This window comes from Haloarcula sp. MBLA0163 (assembly GCF_055632435.1).
This window is the reverse complement of sequence record NZ_CM145745.1, coordinates 1,129,719-1,149,443: the sequence shown is the minus strand read 5'-3', so window position 1 is coordinate 1,149,443 and position 19,725 is coordinate 1,129,719. Positions and strand designations below refer to the sequence as shown.

The following is a 19,725-nucleotide window of genomic DNA, read 5'->3' as shown; positions in this document are numbered from 1 at the left end:
AACTTGCGCAGGGGCGTTTTCCGATCATGCTGCCGGTGTCGTAGTCGAAGAAATTGCTATCGGTATTAGTACTGCCCGAGAGACGTCTGTCCCTTTGTCGCCCTTTTATCTGGGTCAACAGTTGTTGCGACTATCTCATCTACTTCGCCACGGCTGTCCCCATCACTGTTGATGGCACGCGTTGCGCCCTCTTTTTCAACGTAGAGGCCAACCTCTTCGTACAGCTCATACATAACTCCGCTATTGCTGATAATGAGATGGACGTCACGCTCTGCAAGTTGTTCGACGACCTCTAAGAGCCGTTTCTGGTCGTCCTGGTCGAACCCATCCGCACTGTAGTCTGTAAAGTACGCCGTCGAGCTCATTGGTTTGTACGGCGGGTCAAAATACACGAGGTCGCCAGCTTCTGCCACATCCACAATATATGTGAAATCCTCATTGTATATCTCAGTCTCATCAAGCACTTCACTGGCAGCGTAGATTCGGTCGGCCTGTACCCAATCAGGGTCAGACATGTCCCCGATGGGTACGTTGTACCCCCCGCTATTGTTCTCACGGTACAGTCCGTTGTAGCACGTCCTGTTTAGATACATCAGCAACGCGGCTTCGGTGACCGGATCGAAGTCGTCACCATACGGGCGCTTATTGAAGCGGGCCCGCTGTTGGTAGTAGTAGTTCTTGATTTCACGCCCAGTATGGCTCGTCTCCGGATAATCGAGGTTTGGGTTCGGGTCCGACTCCGGGCTCTCGAAGGATTCGAGGGTGTCAATTAATTCACCGGGGTTATCTCGAACTTGACGATAGAAATTAATCAGCCGGTCGTTAGTGTCGTTGATGCTCCCATCAGCGGGTTCTAAATCGAAAAACAGCGCTCCGCCGCCAAAAAATGGTTCGTGAAAATTGGCATAGTCCTCGGGAAAGCGTGCGTGCAGTTCGTCGAGTAGTTGACGCTTCCCTCCAGCCCATTTTAATACCGGTTCTGCCATTACTACAGTCTTCCCACGGCGTGCCTGATAAACGTCTCGAACAGTTCAAGGATGGTGTTGTGTGGCTGTCTGCTTATAGATTCTTGACAGCGTTCAGCACGTCGTCGCCAAGTTGGTCGTCGGCCTGCTGGAGGTTGTAGACGTCCGTGATATCGTTGTACGATTCACGAAGGACGTTCTCCATGGACGACCATCCCTGCCCGTCAGTAATCCAAATGAATATGACGTCGTCGTCACGCATCCGCTGGGCGACGTGATTATACGACCGCCGGATCTCAGATGGTTTGCTGCCCTGGACCTTGTAACAGTTCGCCTCGAACGCAACGGTAAGTTCTCCGTCGACGAAGATGGCGAAATCGACAGTCTTCTCCTGACCGGTATCATCGTCGTAAGCCGTCGTGTATTCTTCGTCGTAGGTTACGTCAAATCCGTGCTCGCCCAGTTGATCAGTAATAGCTGCGACTCGTTTCTCGACTTGATCCTCGAAACAGGTACCCTGGCGGTTCTTGCGAGCGTGTGATTCCATTCCGACGAGCATCCCTCGGTAGTGGTCTCGGACATTGCCCTGATCAACAATATACTGGAGACCAACGTCGTGGAGAACTCCAGCGAGGTCGACAGCCTTCTGGCGGTCTCCGTCATCAATTGCCCGCTGAATCGGATAGAATTTCCAGAGCCCCTCCAGTGAGCTGTATTTATTGCCTCGCTCACCGACCAGCTCGAAGTAGAAGTCGATCCACTCACGGGTATCATCGGCAGCCATCAATGCGTCAGCGACGCCAGCAACGAACGTCTCTTTATCAGTATCTTCGAGCTGCGTGATTGCCTCTATCTGCTCAGCATACTTCTCGATGTCCTCGTTGATACCTTCCCAATCGATGAACCGGTCATTGGGAATAGCCGATGGGACCGTGCTCTGGAGGAACTCTTCAACAAACTCGTCGGTGGACGGCTGGTGTTGTCGAATCGACACACAGCGCTAGAAAATAAGTACTCAGATAACACTTTGGCCATGGCTAGAATTCCCCGCTTTGCACCATAGTCTTTCTACGAAGGAGTAGCAGGCACATACGGGAAAGTGTAGCTTATATATTGTATGAATATCACTTCGCTAGATGAGATGGTAGACGTCGTTGATTCAACTGAGGAACTGTCTGTTAACCAATTTCCGGAGCCGGTTGCTCGTTTCCTTCGGACAACATCGCTGACAGACTCTACACTCAAGACAAAAATTACGAATGAATTTGTCGAGTCAGGGTTTGACGACTCTGAGCAAGAGAGTTCTCAGGTCGGAAAGATTGTCAGAATGGCCCAGAATGATATTCAGGCAGACTCTCAGTTCGCTGCTAAAGTCAGCAGGCAGCTATTGGGTATCCTCTGTACGTTCCTGTATCAGCGGGAGTTAGCAGATCTACCACCGTTATCTGAACTCAGTGAGGGGGGTAAGAAGATACGCTTCAATATAACAACGCTCAGCGGAGGGCAACAGCTGTATCTGTTATATCCCGGCGACAAAGCTATCTGGTCCACGAAGTACCCGCACCCATTTGACTTCGAGGTTCACTTAGAGGGCTATCAAGGGATAGGACGAAAGGAGGATATGCCGAATCACAACGAGCTATTCAGTGATGTCTTTTGGAAACTCAAGGAAGCACGTGCCAGTGGTAGCTCCGAAGTGGCTGACCAATTGGAACGCGGATTGAGAAGTGTGTATACCGGTACAGACCCACAAAAAGTACACCGCGGGAATCCGAGCATCGGCACTGCTTCCACTGGTAGAAATGCAGCACGCTCTTGCGTAGAAGATTGTTGATACTGCAGAGCGGTAGCTGCGGAGTCGAAGAGGACAAGGGCACCGCGTCAGCGGTGCCCGACACGAATGATTCCGCTAGATGTGTTTGGGTCGGAATCGGTCGCAGCGGACCTGCTGGAACAGGTTCGCTGGCGTGACGGTGTTACCTGTCCTCGCTGCCGTTCTGACCGGACGGTCAGAAACGGCAGCTACAGAGAGTTTCAACGGTATCTCTGTAAGAATTGCGACCGAACGTTCAACGACAAGACCGGCACAATCTTCGCTCATTCGAAGATTGCGCTCCGTCGGTGGTTGTTCTCAATTTACGCGTTCCTCCGGTTTAACACGAGTCTCCGCCAACTACAGTGCGAAATCGGAGTAACACACAAAACGATGCACCGGCGCATCGAGCGCTTCGCCAGAGCGCTCGATGCGCCTTCTCTCGATCTTGTCGGACCCGTCGAAATCGACGAAGTGTACGTTTCTGCGGGGAAGAAAGGCCGCGAGCGCGACCGGGAGTCGCGCTCGCGTGGCCTGTCCACGCGCGGGCGTGGTTCGTATAGCGGCGACAAGCCACCGGTGTTCATTCTCGCTGACCGCGGCACCGGACAGCGGTACGTGATCCCGTCGAAAGCCGCGGACGAATCGACGATTCGACTCCTGCTGGCCGACCGCCAGCAGGAGTCGCTCACCGTCTATACCGACGGCTTTCGAGCGTACGAACCGCTCGAAGACGACGACGCATTCGACCGCGAATACGTCGTCCACGGCGACGGCGAATACGCCGACGACGAGGTCCACGTCAACACCTGCGAGAGCCACGCGTCGCAGGTGCGACGGTGGCTCTCGCCCCACCGAGGAATCTCCAAAGACAAGCTAACACAGTATCTCAGAGCGTTTCAGCTGCGCCGAGAGCTGTTTCGGAAACCCGGCCGAGATGCTCTCAAGCACGCTGTTCGAGCGACACTGTGAAATCAACAATGTGCTACGGATGAGCGATGCAGCAAGTATCTTCTCGTCTGCGTACTGGATATTCTTCGAGGAAGATCTGAATTATCCACGTCCTGGTTTCGACGGCCGTTCGCAACCGTTCAATGCGCTTGTGGAACTCATGAACCTACCTGATTCGGCATTTGCTCTCTCTTCTTCGAACTATGTCGATGCATCTGTGTATTCAAGATATCACGACATTGTCGACGATATCCCTGAGCATAGTTCAAAATTAGTCTCAAACGAAACACTGCAGAAAGACCAATTTAGCCTGTGAATCATCGGCAATTCGACCAGGTGTCGACTAAGTAGTCCTTTGGTGCGCTCAGCTCACAGATACAATCCTGGATGCAGCAGCGATGATTCCTTAGTTAGTGTGCTCCATTGAGATCTTAGATAGTCACAATAGGTTCGTACGGTTAGATCGCGGTAGCCGAGCAAGCGCGCTCGCTCGAAGAGTGTGCGTTCCGTTTCAGCTGGGTCAGCATTACGGAAATGTTCGGCGAACCTGTCATGCCACTTTGGGACCGACGGCAGCCCGTCATGGATTGTCGAGTGCGTCAATCACGGTCGGTAAGTCACCGTAGAGCTCGGTGAGTGGGTGGAGCAGATCCGTCTCGATCAGTCGAGCACTGTGGTTGAGATAGTCGATCCTGTCGCCGAGTCGCCGGTGCAGTTCTGCACTCCGGATCGCCACCTGACGTACATCAGTTAAGTAGACGGCGTAGACACAGTGGTTCTTAGGGACTCCTCGATACTCGCCTCGATTCTCTGAGTCCCCAGTCACAGTTTGGATGTCACAGAGGCCGGCAGTATCCAGGAGATCTGGATTCACTTCGACGCCGAGTACCTCCGCAGAGTACGTGTAGGTGTGCTCGTCCGTATAGAACAACGCGAGGTCTCCGGGGCGAAGTTTGGCCGCAATCTTCCGTTTGTGCTCTGAGAGGCCCCAGAGAGCGGTTGCGGCACCGGGTACCGACTCCACTGAGTCCAGGCGTTCTGTCAGTTTCTCTCGATCGGCCACTACGTCAGTCAGCGCCTCGTGTTTCCATGGAGGTCGTGCCGAGAATAGCACTAAGTGCCGACTCTCTGGGCCATGATGGGGCGGCTCGTCCAATGGATCAATCTCATCGATATCAATCAACTCTTGTAACCTGTTGGACGAATCACCCGGGTAGGTATTCCTCCCTCGAACAGTCGACTCGTTCGAAGACGACGCGTAAGCCATGTCTGCTGACGTTGTCTCGGTATCACCCAGACCAGATTCATCCCCTGGTATACTGTTTCGGAACACTTCGATACCCACATCAAACATCAACCGGCGGCTCACACGGTAGACTCGCGAATCGTAAATATCCTCCAGTGGAGTTTCGCTCTCTAGTAGACCGATAGTCTCATCTAAGTGAACGTCGCGCCACGGGAGAGACTGCTCACTGAGCGTCTCGAACAGTATTCTCTTACGGTCTACAGCCGGCTCTGGAGTCGACGGACTGGGAATCCACTCTCTGGGGTGTTCGGCCGTCACTTCAGCTAATTCTCTAGCATAGTCTTCGAGGAGTTCAACATGATCCACGCCGAGCACCCGTTCGACGATTTCTTGATTGTCATTCGCGACCGACTTCGCCGCCCGTTCACGAGATTTTCGGATTGCATCGATGCCCGCGTTATCCACAATTTGACTCGTCGCTTCGGCCCGTGCTTTCTGCCACGCCATCTCGGCATCACCGTCGAGTAGACGCTCGGCGATATTTCGATACAGATACCGGTCGTCAGGTATCCCATCGACCTCGTTCCACTGTTTGATCGCGGCGGCTACCTCACGCTGGAACGCACGCCGTGCTACGCGTTGGATCTCATGTCTTTCGACGCGTTCAGTGAGGCGGATTGAACTGTCTCCGCGGCCCTCTCGTTCTTGCTCGAGTTCTCCGGGGTGAGTCAGATCAAGCTGTACCGACTCGTCAGTCGAATCCGAACCACCGTCAGCGACAGCACGTGTGCGGTGATCGCCACACACTGCTGTGACGGCTTGCTCGACGAAGTCGACAACGTCCTTCTCGAAGTATCGGTTTGTGTTTGTGTCATACCCCTCTAGTCGAGTTGGACAGTATCCGACCCACTCTCGGAGCTGCTGCTTCGTACGCTGGTTCAGGTTGACTTCCTCTCTGGCGATGAGGTCACCCGATTGATTCTCCACCAACGACTCTACGATTCCCGCCATCGCGACGTGGATCTTGGGATTCTCCGCGTCACCGAAGGCGCTCTCGATCACTTGATGCATCGGGAGGCCGACTTCATGTGCTTCGATCTGATCGCTGTCGACGCTCCAGATGGCGTCCCCTTCGACTTGTATTTCCGCCTCGGTCCGATACTCACCGTCTTTCTCGACGATCGTGAAGAGGTCGGGAGCCATCGCGACATCGTCGAGTTGGACGTTCACCCTCATCAGCAGCGGCGAGTGTTCCTTCGCAGTTCGCTCGTGGAGTGACGTCGTTAGAAGTACCGGCGTGTCGACGCGATACTCTTTGGGGTCCCGATTCGAGAGTATCTGGTTCGCGATGTTCCCGAGATCGTATCCCATCCCACGATATACCGTGATTTCATCGCCAAAGTGCTCGCGGACTAGGTGGTGTGATAGGTTTCGAAGCTGGCGCAGTGCATTGCCTTCTCCAGAGTTATCTGGGGACCGAGTAACCAGCTCTCGTGTCTCCTCCTCCAGTTCGGTGAGTAACTCCTGCGATCGCTCGTCGTCTGGGTTTCGCGGCAGACAGGACGATCCGAACTCCATCGAGTAGAGCTGTTCGTACTGCCTCCCAGCTTTGGAGGCAGCGTGGCCACGCTTCCATGCTCTGAGTCGGGTTAGTAAGGTCTTGAGTGCCTCATCATCGTTTTCGTCCACTCCATTCGGATAACGCTCAAGGAACTCTTCGAACTCGTCACGAGCCAGCACACAGTAGCACTCTGGTGGCTTACTCCCAGGTGGCGCCCCACGACAGTAGGTGATATCGATTGTCTGAATCTTGATCGGAATGCCGGCCACGTCGGCGACATCCGTTTTGTTCCCGTTAGTTCGTAAGTTCTCGATGAGTTTCGCAGGGGGGTCGAGGAGACTCCCGTGCCGAACGACCCACTCGGTAGACATATCTTTGTGCCACTTATCCTATCGGGTGAATATAAATTCCGATGATGGTCACAATTTCGGCTGTCGTGTCTGAACTCCTTCTCTTACCGATGCAACTTGTATCGATCGCGTTCTCCCGACCGCAGGCTTGGCTCGGACTCGTCGGGCTGACGACCGACCTCGCCGCAGCACTATACTTGGTCATCCCCGACGTGCGTCTCTTCCGAATCTGGGTTCCGGATATTCGCTGCTCTTGGCCCTGGCCGAGGTCGGGTCGCCTCGTCGAGGCACGGAGTCATCTCCGGTCAGGTTCACTCCGCCGGTCCGATAGCGGCTTCCAGGAGTTTACCGACCTCCTCACCGACATCGAGCCTGAACACAACTATCCTGGTGGCGATCCGACAGAAGGGATCAAAATCGTCGCCAATCGAAGAGGTGAGCCACCTGAAGGGGCTGATGAAGATCGGCTGGACTGGCGCCAGGAGTATGTCGAAGTGCAGCATGACGAGGCGGCCAGCTGGCACGAGACTATCTTCTACGACTACACGGCCGTCCAACGGGCGCTCGACACCACGATTGAGCAGTGGGAGCGGCGCTGGCGACTCACGGGTATCACCACGCTCGCTACTGGGTTCGTGATTCAGATGCTTGGGACAATCATTGGGTAACATGTTGTCTGTCCGTCTAGAACCGGATGTCAAGTGATGAATCGAACCTCTGGATCCAGCATGGCGATTCTGTCAGCTTCGAATGGGGTCAACAGAACCGTTCGAACATACTTGCAATATTCGCGCGTCGTTTCAGGTCCGTGCACCTCTCGTGCGAGTTCCATGACCGGTCACGGCAATCCTGGTTGACTGGGGCCCACTGTCTTTAGATTGTCATTGCTACCGGACATCGAGTGTGTTGGATACAGTCTTTGGTCATTGGCCGGGACGGTGTAAGATCGGGCTTTTCGTGCACTCCCGGCATCGCCAGATAGCGGTGCTTTCATTCACTTTCGTGCATCTTTCGGCCATGGCGTCTACCTGGCGTTGGCCACGCTGAGCATCCGATTTCCATCTCGATAGGGGCGTCTATTCGACTTTCGTGTACCACCCCTCACCAGCGCTTTTGTTCGGGGTCTAGTCGTTCCGGTGTATGTCACGAAGCAAGGTGCCGGACAAAACTGCGACGCGAGCGCTGGGTGAGGATGAGGAGTACGAGCTCCGAATTTACCGGTCCGACCCAGTCTATGCTGGCCGTATCGAAATCGACGGTGCGGTGTGTTGGACGTTCGGTGTAGACGAGGCGGGTGTCGCTGACGTGCTGTCGCCTGCCGACCGGGAGGTTCCTGGGTGGGTCATGGATACCCTGCATGGCGTGGGCATTCTCGCCGTCGACGGCGTCGGGGAGGTGGCCTGAGTGGCCGACGCCGTGTTTCCGTTCCCAGGCGGGAAGAGTCGGCATGCCTCCTGGATCCTGGAACATGTGCCCGAGCATCGATGTTTCGTGGAAGTGTTTGGCGGCGCCGCCGGTGTGTTGGCGAACAAGGATCCCGAGACGAGTACAGTGGAGGTGTACAACGACCTTGATGAGGACCTTGTGCACTTTTTCGATGTGTTGCGGGAGGACTGCGAGACATTGGTCGAGTGGTTGTCGGATGTCCCGTATTCCAGAGCTGTCCATTCGGACTGGGCTGAATCGTTCTATCGTGGGTATCGGCCGGTCGACGACGTCGAACGTGCTGGTCGGTTCTTCTACTTGCGGTATTCACAGTGGGGGAGTGGATATGACTCCTATAACGGGTTCGCGACGAGTAAGGTATCCAGTCGTGCACAGAGTTTCTCGAACAAGATCAAGCGACTCCATGAATTTGCACAGCGGTTTGACGATGTCGTGATTGAAAATCTTGGCTCTGTAGTTTCGCTAGACGCGAGGGCTACGACTGCGTTATCTCGGTAGAAAGCGAAGAGACGGAGTGTTGTGACTTCGGAATTCCGTCTCTTCACGCGTGTTACGGTGGCGAAGGCTAAATCAGTTGTCGCTAATCCGGACGAACCCGCCGACCCCGAAGGGGGTGGCGGGTTCGCTGAATGGGCGATGCTCACCGTGCATGCACTCCGTATCGAGCTGGGCAAATCCTACCGCGTCGCCGTGGATTTGCTCTCCGAAATGCCCGGCGTTCTCGACGAGATTGGGCTCACCAGACTTCCACACTACACCGTTCTCCGCACGTGGTTTGAGCGTATTCCGACCAAGACGTGGCGTGCGTTTCTCGGCGCATCAGCCGAGAAACGCACTGGCCACGCTGCTATCGATTCGACCGGCTTCGACCGTGATCAGCCCAGCCGCCACTACGCTAACCGCACGAACTACCGCGTCCGAGCGCTGAAAGTCACTGCCTTGGTGGATGTCGAAACGCTGTACATCACCGACATCCACTCCACAACGAGCAAGAAACACGATGCGAAGATCGGCCCGCAGGTCGCCCGGCGCAACGCCGGCGACCTGCGGAGCCTCGCCGCCGACCGAGGCTACGACGCCAAAGCCTTCCGCGACGAACTCCGCGACAACGGCATCAGACCGCTGATCAAGCACAGGATCATGAACCCGCTCGATCACGCCCATAACGCCCGCATAGACGGTGATCGGTACCACCAGCGATCCATGTCAGAAACCGTCTTCTCGTCGATCAAGCGCACGCTCGGCGCTGCCGTGCGTGCGCGAAGCTGGTGGCTGGAGTTCCGTGAGATGCTGCTGAAAGCCACCGTCTACAACCTTCGCCGGAGCGTTCGATATCCGTGAAATCAACCGCCGTGTACCGAAACTACAGAGCCAAAATCTTCATTGGCAGGAGTTGGTCTCGAAGTATGACGGTGAGGATACGGTATTCTACTTCGACCCACCCTACGTAGGAGTCGAGGACTACTATCCGACCAGCGAAATAAACCACTCGGCATTGCTCGAGACCCTTGGTTCACTGGATGGGCAATGGCTTTGCTCGTACCAAGAACTTCCCGAGGGCGCCGACGACTATCAAATTCGCTGTCGAGATGGTCGCAATTATATCAACAATGGCACCAGCGGGTCAGCGAACGAAACTCAAGAGCATCTGTTACTAAACGTCAATGCCAACGAAGAAGCTAAACCTGATTGATTGAGGACTGGCCGCCAGCCCCACGTTCGTCCGATCCTCCAGTTTACACGATTCTTTCACCGACCTCGCCACGGTTGTCACTGTTACCGATGAGTGACCGCACCGTACCTGCAGCACAATATTCAGCTGTTTGATGTCACTCTCAGTCCAGTATTGGCGGCTATCCTGCAGCTGTTAGAATTCGTCGACGGAGTGGCTCCCGGTGAACATCGAGTGCTGTAACTCAGCCTGCAATCAATTCTGTAATCAATTTCATGCTGCTGCAATGGAGCCACAGATGCCGTTTTGAATGAGCCTCGGTAGATATGTCTGTAGGTCACTCGCCTGCACAATCCGAATCGGGAGGTCTTGCTGGCTCTGTGTGTCCGGAGACGCTGGCACTATCTCGTCGCCCTCGATGTCCTGAATGACGAGCAATCCGTTCAAGCCCGTCCCAAAATCACCCTTTGCGAACTCGTAATCCGTTCCCTTACGCAAGAATGCGAGATACTCGAGTAGCTCGGTGATACCCTGCCGAATCGTCTTGCTATTGGTGGAGTGTTTGACCTCCACGAGCAGGTACCGTTGTGTAGCGTCTCGGTCATCGTCTGCGATGACCAGTACGTCGGGGCGCTTAGTGTGCTCTCGTGTGTCCGTCTCAGTGAAGAACGCGTCAATGACCTCACGGCTGGTCTCATGGACGATATCTGCCCGGGACGGCTGCTCACCAGGGATGTTCCGGAAGTCGATCTCAGGGTCGTCCGGGACACTATCGTAGAATACGCGCAGCTGTCGGTCGCCATCGAACGTCGCCGCTGCTTCTCGGCCAGAGCGGAGCGTGTGATAGGTTGGTGTCCCGACCGACGGCGACTCCAAACCACGGAGCGAACTGATGACACTAAAGAGTACGAACAGCTCGAACAGTTTCTGTTCGTCGGCAGGCGTGATTGTCGTCCGTTCGAGCAGCGACTGAACGGCGTCTGGCGATTCATGATACGACTGGTACTCCGAGTACAAGTTGCCGGCTCGCTGATAGAGTCGTTTTCGCGACTGGGTGGTTCTGGCCACCATGCGTGCAGTCGGCTCGACAGGTTCCAGGTCCGGAATCCGCTGGAGGTGGACGTTCCGTTCGAGCGTCGTTTGGAACCGCTCTCTGCGCTCAGCGTCACCCAACCACGATTCCGCGACCCAGGAACGGTTTGGGTTGAGATACTGATCGACCTCGCTAATCCCTCGGTTGATCGTTTCAACGAGGGCTTTGAGGACGATGTTCTCTGGAATCGCGTACTGTTCAGCCTGTGATTTGACGACATAGACACTCCGGTCGCCAGGACTACTGCTCGCGCGTGTCTGATATGTGCCCTCCCAGTCGATGCGGCCGTCAATCCCGCCACGCTGGACCGTCGACTCTGTCGTCGTCTCTGTCTTGATTGTCCGGAGCATGCCGGGCAACTCGTCGACGAACTCGTCAATACCGTCCTCCAGGAGGAAATGGAGTGTAACCAGCCGGTCGTAGTCTTCGTATGCGTCAGGGAGTGTGGCAGGTTTGATGAGTCCAGAGAGGTCGTCCTCCGGGAAGCGCCCGTTGAGGACGTATGTGAACAGATCCCCCGCGACTGCTTCAAGGAGTGCCGAACGGTCCATTAGTCTAACTCAAGCGATGGGAGATTCAGCATATCAGCCGCTGCCTGTTCGAGTTTTGCAACGGTGACGGTACCGTTATCCGCAATCTCTTGGACGATTGTTTCTCGTTCAGGGACACCCTCCAACTGCGGAAAGATATAGCTCAATACTGCTTCCGTGAGTCGCGCTTCGAGTTGCTCGCTGTGTTCATGCGCGGCGATGTACCGGAGAATATCCTCTGTTATCGCCGGGCCGATGGCACGGTTTTCCACAGCCTCGTTTGTCGCTCGCCAGATAGTCGCTACTTCCCGGAGAGCACGCCCCTTCGTGTCGATATCCCAGACCGATTTGGCAGTGTAGCCCTGCAAGAGTTCCTCCTGCGCTTGCCCATCGCTTGGGATATCGGGAACGCCGATGCGGATGAACGAGAACCGACGCATGAAGGCGTAACTGAGTTCGTAAAGCGACGTTTTATCGAACGTGTTCATCGTTCCGAACAGGCACCACGAGTTGGGGATGACGAACTCGCTGGGATGTGAAGGCGTCGTGGCTTCAGTGTGGGTAACGAGCTCGATCTCTGACTCGGGTGCTTCGCTGGTTCGATACGGGAGTGAGACAGACTGGCCCGAGAGCGTCGAGAACAGTTGCCCGAACGCCTTGTCGATGTTCGCGCGATTGAGTTCGTCGATCACCATGGGCTCGTTAGCCTGTGTGGTTGACTGCAGGTGTCTGAACCGATTGAGGACGACACCAGGGTGGAAATCGAGCGCGTCTCGGTCGGCGTCTGGATCCGGCATGTAGCCACCGACCGTATCGAACGTCGACCAGTCCGCAGTCGCCGTTGTGAGTTTGCTGCCGCTGTATAGATACGGATATGCCTCAGTGAGATAGTCTATGACTGCTTCCGCGATCTTCGTTTTGCCCGTTCCCGGCGGCCCAGTGAAAATGATATGCTTGCCGGTCCGGAGCGCTGCTGTGATCTGAGCGGCCAAATCCTCGGACGAGATGACGCCACGGTCAGTCGGGAAGTGCAGCCCCTCGAATGCCTCTGGCGGGACGCGGCCGTCAAAATCACGATGGATCGCGACGGGTGCGATTTCCGTTATCCGACCAGCCATGAGATCAACTATCGCCTCACCCCTACCATAGGGCCCATCGTCGTCTAATTCAGTCCAGGCCCCTTGTGCAGGGAACTGTGTCCCAGTGGCGGCGACACACCGTTCATTGACCTCGCTCATCAGGAACGCATCACTCCCGAGCCCATCCACTGCCTCCGCTAACGGCCCCTGGTCAGCCTCGGGTGTCACAGCTGGTGGGTCACCAAGCTCGCTCGCTCCTGGTGTGACGAACAGCCGCTCGAACGAGAGTCGCTGCGGATATTCTTCTTTGCCAACGCGTGCATCATACCACCACTCTCCGTCATTCGCAAACTGTTGCCCAGCCACAGCCACGCCGAAAAGATAGCCAGGCGGATGTGGCAGATCATCGCGCATTGGGCTACCGCCGGCATGGAGCAGCAAGATGTCTCCTGGCGAGATTTCTTCAGCGTTCATTATATCGCCAGTATCGAACCCAATCGCTCGATATCGAAGGGTTGTAAGCCAATAATCGACCGGAGCCGTGAGTTCATGTACGCTGGTATCTTGCTCACGAGCACGCTCGACGAGCGGATGCTCCGGATGTTCGAATGCGGTATACTCCTGATTCTGGATGATGCGAAGCTTGGCGACCGTTGCGTTCGGCTCCCATTGAACCTCTGCGCGGCGGTGGATGGTTTGCTGACAGTCACGTAGGAGTGCTACGAAAACAACTGTCCAGGGGGCTGCCTCCGATAGTGCAGGGATATCTAACCCCGTCGCTATTTCGGTGAGCTGAGGTCGAAGCTCACTGAGCGTCCGGTCCAGATCAAGCAGATGCTCTTCTGCTTCTGGGGTCACGAACGTATCGGGCTCGAGCCCGGCTAATGCCGCACTCCAATCGATGAGGGTCGATTCAGAGACTGTGTCGGCGACGATGTTGTTGTACGGCGATGCAGGTAGCTTCTCGAGGATGTACTCCGTCGCCACGCTGATCGAATCGATCTCTGTGGACGGATCACTGTCCCCTAGTTCACGCTCTGGTGGTGACGGGAGGTCGATCTCAGTCTCGTCGAAATACTCCTTTAGCCCCTCATGCTCGTTGGCCAGCATAGCCGCAAATTTTGGCGGGCATCGGGAGAGGTAGTTGCCTTGGGTGAGTGCCAACCGCTTCGTATAGGGGAGGTATTTGTACTCCGCACGGAGCTCGTGGAGGGTATCTTCATACCCCGGAATATCCAGCACCCTATAGAAGTCGAGGGGCTCCTCGAACTCAGTATAGTCGGTAAGAGAGTGTAGGAAGCCCCCCTCCTCGGTTTGGTCCTCGGTCCACTCTAACTCCGGGAAGCCCTCGAAATCCGATCGCTTCTCTTGAATTCGAGATGCACCAACGATTTCACCGTCATCCTGGACGAGATGGAGCACTATATCCCCGACCTGACATTCCCGCATCGTCGAGTAGACGTCACTGCCGTTTTTCGAGAACGGCGGCGATATGATGACCTTCCCCAGGGCGTATTCGCCTTGCTGCTTGTAGGGCTTGCCCGCAACGTCCGTTTTCTCGATCCACACGGACGGTGAGTCTGCCATCTCGACCAGCAGCGCTTGAGCTTCGATTTCGATCTCAGCGGTGTCTGCTGCTTCTTCGATCCGGTTGGCGACATCCGGCGGAAGGTCGACCTCTTCAGCGATCGTCGACAAATACTCGGCTTTGTCGGCAGGTTCGAGACTCTTGACCGATCCCTGGAGCGTGCTGCTGTTGATTGCAGGGGATGTGCCGAAGTCCTCAGTAAAGACAGAGTCGAACTCTCGGACTAGTGGCCGGCAGTACAACGCCCATTCGTAGGGTGCGTCCGGCCAGGGGACGTCAGACTGGTCATTGATCGGTTTGGCCTCCTCGAAGACCCAGAGACCTTTGACGCCGAACTCGTCATTGGTTCCATCGGCGCTGGTTTCGCGAGCAATGACCAGGTCACCAGGTTCCAGGTCTGGGCGTGATGCGTTCCGTGAGCCATGCCACGGGTTTCCAACATTATCGGCACCATGGATATCGGCATCAGAGGGGCCTCGTGCACAGAACTCCCAGTTCAATGGAGAGATATTGAACACCCATGTATCCGAGTGGCGGACCATTGCCTGACAATTTTCCGACCAGCATGTAAGTGTACAGGGTACTCGAGACTACCGAGTACACTCCGAATGCGGAGCTCGTGAGGAGGACTACAATTGCTCCGCTAGCATGAAATTCGAGCCGGGATGGCCTGCTGCCCGCTACACAGTGAGGCAGTACAATCGGGGTCGCCTCACCTTCAAATCGTCAGGAGGGCCGACTAAGGTCCGGAGCCGCCGCCGTTCATGATTGAACCCAATGTACGCATACGTTATTACTTTTGTGTCCCTTATCCAGTTCGATAGTCACGGAATTCGCCCCTTTCTGGACTTCTTCACGGCGTTGAACGCTGTTATCGTCTGGACTTAGTTCGACCCACCACAGACTCTCAACAGAGAGTTCGTCAGTCACGTTCAGTTCGAAGTTCGGTTCGGGTGCATTCCCCTTTATTTCGAACTCTTCGTTTTGTTTTGGGAAGAACTCGTCCCACTCGTACGTGTACGTGTATTCGATGACGTCGCCATCGGAGGTATCGGTCGGGAGATCGATACTGAACCGTTTGTGTTTCGGCCGATTGATCTCGATCTCGATGTCCAATTCGTTCCCGTCTGTGTCACGGGCGCTGACCGCTGATTCCCACCCTTCCCCGCTCGTCGAATCGTAACAGCGGACGAAGTGCGTTCGCTTTTCGAGGCTCTCATCGGTTTTCCTGATTTTTACGTGCCGTGTGATCCGTGTGTCGCCTTCTTCATTGAGGATGTAGAACTGCCAGACGTTGTCGAGTTCTTCGAACTTCGAGGACTGTTTTTGCTTCTGTTTTTTGCCTTCCTTTTTAAGTTGGACTATGTAGGCCTCCTCGCCGCTGAGCATAACCCTTCCACCCTCTGTTGACTCTCGGTGTTTCGTTTCACAATAGATATCGATCAATGGAATTGGATAGGGGTCCGAGGCCAATGTAGATTTGACGTCGTAATATTCGCTGTATAGGTCGGCAGCGATATCTTCCAGTAATTCTTTGTCATGTTCGTTCTCGTGGTACGCGCTGAGGGAGACCGTCTTGTCGCCCGTGTCGTACGAGAAGTCGTTGATGAGTTGTTTTACCCGCCAGTGTGGTTCGCTCTCCTCAGGGAGTTCCTGTGTCTCGGTACTAATCTGGGGTGCTCGTTCGTAGGTGACGTCCAGTGCATCGGCAAACTGGAACAACGCTGCCATAGCCTCGGTGTGGATCTCTCCTCTGTATGCTTCCGCGCGGATAACATCATGGTCCCGCAGGTGGTCGATATCGACGCCCTCACGGTGGACCTTACATATACTTGCGACGGTATCTGCAACTCTGAAATTGGGGAAGCCGAGCTCGTCCTCGTGTTGTCTAATGAAGTGCCAAGAGAGGATATGGTGCCACTCTCGGATCAGGTCGCCGTCGTCTATCCTGGTATCGTCGTCCGACGTCGTGCCAACGTCGGCGAACCATTCGGGGAAATCATTCAGGGCGTTTGAGAGGATATCATCGGAGTCGATCTTCCGGTTGATGCTCATCCCGATATCGTGCAACCAGGCACAACTCGCTAGCACATACTTTTCGAACGGTGTCAGTTCGTATCCAGATTCCGAGACGAGAATGCAGATGTTGTTGATGATCCGGTAGCTATGCCTGGGACCATGATCGTCGAAAAACGGGTTATGAGTGGGGACCTCTTCGAGTGCTGGTTTAACCTCTTTGACAAGGATATGATAGTTGCTGCCGTACTGTTCGGCGAAGTCGGCATGGAACTCCGCAACCCTCTCGGAGACGTTTTCCACGCCGAAATGCGGCGCTATTTTATCAATATAGCGTCCAGTGGTCATTGGGTTTAGCTTTGGCGCTGAGTATTTAATTGCTATCCACAATCACACGAATTACTGTGTCAGCTTTGTGGGACCTGTTCTCGCTTAGTGTACGATATGGCCATCGCTGGGTGGGGCCTCTTAAGTGGTCATATGCAACGGGTGTTTAGACCGCAGGCCGTGTTGTAATAGTGTCACGACAGGCAGATTCGGTGTCTCACTTTTGTGTGGGTTGAGAACATGGAAAGACGCATATCAGGCACCGGTACCGAGCTGAAGCATTCGCTTCCCGTATAATTCGTCACGAGTCTGTGTTCCGTCTTCAGACACGGCTACTTAATAGTTAGCCTGCCTACAGTTATTTATACCCCAGTCGTGTCTCCGATATGTACGGTCCGCCCGACTGCGGGCGGCCCCAACCACCCATGACCCGTGACACCCATCAGTTCCGACGACGGACAGTACTGCAATCACTCGGCGGCGCCGTCGTAGCGAGTACAGCATACGCCGGCCTCGCAGGCGCGAATCAACACTGTGACGCGACGGTAAGTGATGGTGACTCGATTCAGGCGGCTATCGGCAACGCGGATCCCGACGACACGATCTGTGTCGAAGCGGGCACCTATGACGAAGACGTCACGGTCGACGTCGACGGGCTCACACTCGACGGGCCTAACAGCGGGACACCCGGCGATGGCGACCGTGAGGATGAGGCCACCGTCGAAGGGCGGGTGATCCTCACTGCCGATGCAACGGTGTTGGACGGCTTCGAGGTCACGCCACCGGCGGCTGAGGCCAACCAGACTTCCGAGGCAGTCAGGGCCAGCAACACGCCTAACGACGTCGTTATCGCGAACAACGTCGTCCGGGACTTCGAGCGGGATGATCCTGGTGGTGGGTTCTACGGTGTCGACGGGATCAACATCTTCGGTGGAGTGGCGGATGAGGCCATTGAGGATCCGACGGTAGAGCAGAATCTGGTGCAGAATCTGCGCAACGAGGACGTCGGTGGTGCTGCCGGCATCAGTATCCAGGGGAATGTCACCGGCGCCGTTGTTGAGGATAACGTTGCGACGGACATTGCCGAGGAGGTGACTGCATACGGGTTCGGGGTCGTGATTCGGGGGACTGGGAATCATGATGAAGTGCCCGAAGACGTCGAGGTCGTCGGCAACGAGCTGACGAACGTGTTGTCAGATCCGAATTCTCAGTTCGACGGCGTCGGCTTCGAAGTGGAGGCCGACGGAAGTGGGTATCTGGCCACCGAGAACGTAATCGAAGAGAACAACCTGGGAATCGAAATCAAGGTGGCGGCCGACGAGACGACCGTCGACTTCAACGATATTGTGGGGAACACGCGTCTGGGAGCGTTCAACCGCGACGACACTACGCTTGATGCGACGGACAACTGGTGGGGCCATGCCAGCGGGCCAGGCGGGCCCGATGGTCGGCGCAATCCTGCCGGGAACGAAGTCGGGCAGGGTGACGATATCGAGGGTGACATCGCGTTCGAACCGTGGCTCCGACGGTCGATCGAGAACGCCTCGCGTTGAGCAGCTCGGGTTTGGAATACTCTCGATGAAATCGTAGGTAGCTGTCTCTACTCGAACCACAAAGGAAGGGAGAGGGTTGAGCGGAGTCGAATTTTACAACGCGGCGTCGATATCCGGTTAGTCACTCCCTGCGACGAGGACCGCCCCTCGCATTCCGAGGAGGTTCTCCCGAACCGGGTCCAGACCCATTGTTTCGAGGAACCCATCGTATGCCGGATACGGCGTGCCATGGGGGTGGCAGAAGTAGAGATACGTGCCCCGCTCCTCAAAGGTGTAGGTAAACGAGTGTGACGCTTCTCCGTGCTCGTCGAAGAGCATCCCGTGGTCACCAGTGGTCTCCGGATCCGACGGATCACCGGCAGTGTCGTTGTAGGACGTCACGGAGTGGTGTGCTGCGACCCACCGCCAGGTCACGTCGGTTCCGGGCGACACCTTGACAGCCTGGGGAACGAACGCGAAGGGGCCCTGATCACCGGGAAACGGCGGATCGATACTGGTGAAGGCACCGACCGCGATCTCCACCTCGGATTCGCCAGTTCGATTGACGATACCGCCATCCCATGGCTGGTCGTTCCACTCCGCATCCTCGTTCAGGAACGCCCCAATGCCGTTACCCTGGCCGTATCCGTTGCCTCTATCTTTGTCGTTGCGAGCACTCGCGGTAGCCGTCCAGGCCACACTCCCCACTGCACCGACGCCGATCGTTTTGAGCACTGACCGTCTGCTTCTGTGTACGTCTTTCATATGGGCGATACACCGCTGAATTCGCGAAAATGACTAATAGTTATACAGTTGTTTTCTTGGAGTTGCTTGGATAGTAGTCGGTGGCTTCGCTATCCCATCCGGTGTGTAATTGCTGGTTGTACTGCAATGTCCTCGAGCGAGGGAGATCGACGGCAAGGCCCACTAACGGCCGCAGCATCGACCCGGGGGCCTGATTAGCATCCCGTTGCAGAATCGGTACAGACGCACCGATCGATACTCGTCGACCTGCTCGCAGCGGATTGCAACGGCCTCTCCAGCTCTGTAGCGTGGTCTTCTCCGTGGTGGTGTCGGCGGTGACGATACCCTTGACGCGTAGCCGTCCAGCTGGCAAACACCATCGATGCCGTTGTGCCCGAAATATGGTCTGTAAATCGTTCTCAGGCATTTGGTATTTAAAGCTGCTGGCCGACTTTTATACCTGCTATCATGAATGGTAATGTCGAATTTCGTAACTTTTGAGTGAAGTGGAACCTCGGAGTCACGCATGTCGGACCCTGATACTGAACTGAAACATGCGATTCCCGAGTCGATCGTCGATCATCTAGCTTCTGCTCACGACCACGCCGAGTCCGATCAGGCGCTGTACCACATCCGAGAAGCGATTCAGATCTCCGAGAGCGAGGCAGCCGTCGACGTCGACGAGGACGTACTCGAGTAGGCGCTGGGGCCAGGTATATTGGGGTTAGTTCGGATACATTGCCGGTGAATTTCACGTCGGACGGTGCCCAGGCGTCGGCCTGTCGGTCGTGAGGAATCAGTCCGTGTCGATG

The 19,725-nt window shown here is 55.6% G+C and carries 15 protein-coding genes; 8 read left to right on the top strand and 7 right to left on the bottom strand.

The features are described from left to right. Window positions 1–65: 65 nt before the first annotated feature. On the bottom strand, window positions 66–986 hold the full coding sequence (locus tag ACV7GQ_RS06095) for a DNA adenine methylase (protein WP_470312636.1): 921 nt from the start codon (window positions 984–986) through the stop codon (window positions 66–68). Window positions 987–1,059: 73 nt separating this feature from the next. After that, complete coding sequence (locus ACV7GQ_RS06090; protein WP_470312635.1) at window positions 1,060–1,959, bottom strand: DpnII family type II restriction endonuclease; 900 nt, start codon at window positions 1,957–1,959, stop codon at window positions 1,060–1,062. A 123-nt stretch (window positions 1,960–2,082) separates the two neighbouring features. On the opposite strand from ACV7GQ_RS06090, the gene ACV7GQ_RS06085 reads away from it, so the two are divergent. Further along, on the top strand, window positions 2,083–2,799 hold the full coding sequence (locus ACV7GQ_RS06085; protein ID WP_470312634.1) for a hypothetical protein: 717 nt from the start codon (window positions 2,083–2,085) through the stop codon (window positions 2,797–2,799). Between the two features lie 66 nt (window positions 2,800–2,865). Then, on the top strand, window positions 2,866–3,750 hold the full coding sequence (locus ACV7GQ_RS06080) for an IS1595 family transposase (protein ID WP_470312633.1): 885 nt from the start codon (window positions 2,866–2,868) through the stop codon (window positions 3,748–3,750). 559 nt (window positions 3,751–4,309) lie between these two features. On the opposite strand, the gene ACV7GQ_RS06075 is transcribed toward ACV7GQ_RS06080, so the two are convergent. Beyond that, window positions 4,310–6,907: a hypothetical protein gene (locus tag ACV7GQ_RS06075; protein ID WP_470312632.1), complete on the bottom strand. Its 2,598-nt coding sequence runs from the start codon at window positions 6,905–6,907 to the stop codon at window positions 4,310–4,312. 41 nt (window positions 6,908–6,948) lie between these two features. Here ACV7GQ_RS06075 and ACV7GQ_RS06070 point away from each other — a divergent pair, with 41 nt between their 5' ends. The 4 genes from ACV7GQ_RS06070 to ACV7GQ_RS06055 all read left to right on the top strand — a co-directional run bounded on the left by ACV7GQ_RS06070 (window position 6,949) and on the right by ACV7GQ_RS06055 (window position 9,673). Next, window positions 6,949–7,554, top strand: coding sequence for a hypothetical protein (locus ACV7GQ_RS06070; protein ID WP_470312631.1), 606 nt, complete (start codon window positions 6,949–6,951; stop codon window positions 7,552–7,554). A gap of 472 nt (window positions 7,555–8,026) precedes the next feature. Further along, window positions 8,027–8,290 (top strand): hypothetical protein, encoded by a 264-nt coding sequence (locus ACV7GQ_RS06065; protein ID WP_470312630.1) that lies wholly within the window; start codon window positions 8,027–8,029, stop codon window positions 8,288–8,290. Then, window positions 8,291–8,830 carry a DNA adenine methylase gene (locus ACV7GQ_RS06060; protein ID WP_470312629.1) on the top strand — a complete coding sequence of 180 codons (540 nt, stop codon included), beginning with the start codon at window positions 8,291–8,293 and terminating at the stop codon, window positions 8,828–8,830. A 21-nt stretch (window positions 8,831–8,851) separates the two neighbouring features. Beyond that, complete coding sequence (locus ACV7GQ_RS06055; protein ID WP_470310795.1) at window positions 8,852–9,673, top strand: IS5 family transposase; 822 nt, start codon at window positions 8,852–8,854, stop codon at window positions 9,671–9,673. 604 nt (window positions 9,674–10,277) lie between these two features. Here ACV7GQ_RS06055 and ACV7GQ_RS06050 read toward each other — a convergent pair. The 3 genes from ACV7GQ_RS06050 to ACV7GQ_RS06040 all read right to left on the bottom strand — a co-directional run bounded on the left by ACV7GQ_RS06050 (window position 10,278) and on the right by ACV7GQ_RS06040 (window position 16,658). Then, window positions 10,278–11,648, bottom strand: a complete 1,371-nt coding sequence (locus ACV7GQ_RS06050) for a hypothetical protein (protein WP_470312628.1) — start codon at window positions 11,646–11,648, stop codon at window positions 10,278–10,280. Beyond that, entirely contained in the window at window positions 11,648–14,836 is a 3,189-nt protein-coding gene (locus tag ACV7GQ_RS06045) for an AAA family ATPase (protein ID WP_470312627.1), read from the bottom strand. Before ACV7GQ_RS06045 ends, ACV7GQ_RS06050 begins: the two co-directional genes overlap by 1 nt. Before the next feature lie 220 nt (window positions 14,837–15,056). Then, the gene (locus ACV7GQ_RS06040) at window positions 15,057–16,658 is read right to left on the bottom strand and encodes an HD domain-containing protein (protein WP_470312626.1); all 1,602 of its coding nucleotides are present in this window, start codon (window positions 16,656–16,658) and stop codon (window positions 15,057–15,059) included. A gap of 365 nt (window positions 16,659–17,023) precedes the next feature. Between ACV7GQ_RS06040 and ACV7GQ_RS06035 the strand changes: the two genes are divergently transcribed. Then, window positions 17,024–18,190, top strand: a complete 1,167-nt coding sequence (locus tag ACV7GQ_RS06035) for a right-handed parallel beta-helix repeat-containing protein (RefSeq protein ID WP_470312625.1) — start codon at window positions 17,024–17,026, stop codon at window positions 18,188–18,190. Window positions 18,191–18,307: 117 nt separating this feature from the next. Here ACV7GQ_RS06035 and ACV7GQ_RS06030 read toward each other — a convergent pair whose 3' ends face one another. After that, the gene (locus ACV7GQ_RS06030) at window positions 18,308–18,934 is read right to left on the bottom strand and encodes a plastocyanin/azurin family copper-binding protein (RefSeq protein ID WP_470312624.1); all 627 of its coding nucleotides are present in this window, start codon (window positions 18,932–18,934) and stop codon (window positions 18,308–18,310) included. Window positions 18,935–19,439: 505 nt separating this feature from the next. Here ACV7GQ_RS06030 and ACV7GQ_RS06025 point away from each other — a divergent pair. Continuing rightward, window positions 19,440–19,613 (top strand): hypothetical protein, encoded by a 174-nt coding sequence (locus ACV7GQ_RS06025; RefSeq protein ID WP_470312623.1) that lies wholly within the window; start codon window positions 19,440–19,442, stop codon window positions 19,611–19,613. Window positions 19,614–19,725: the final 112 nt, after the last annotated feature.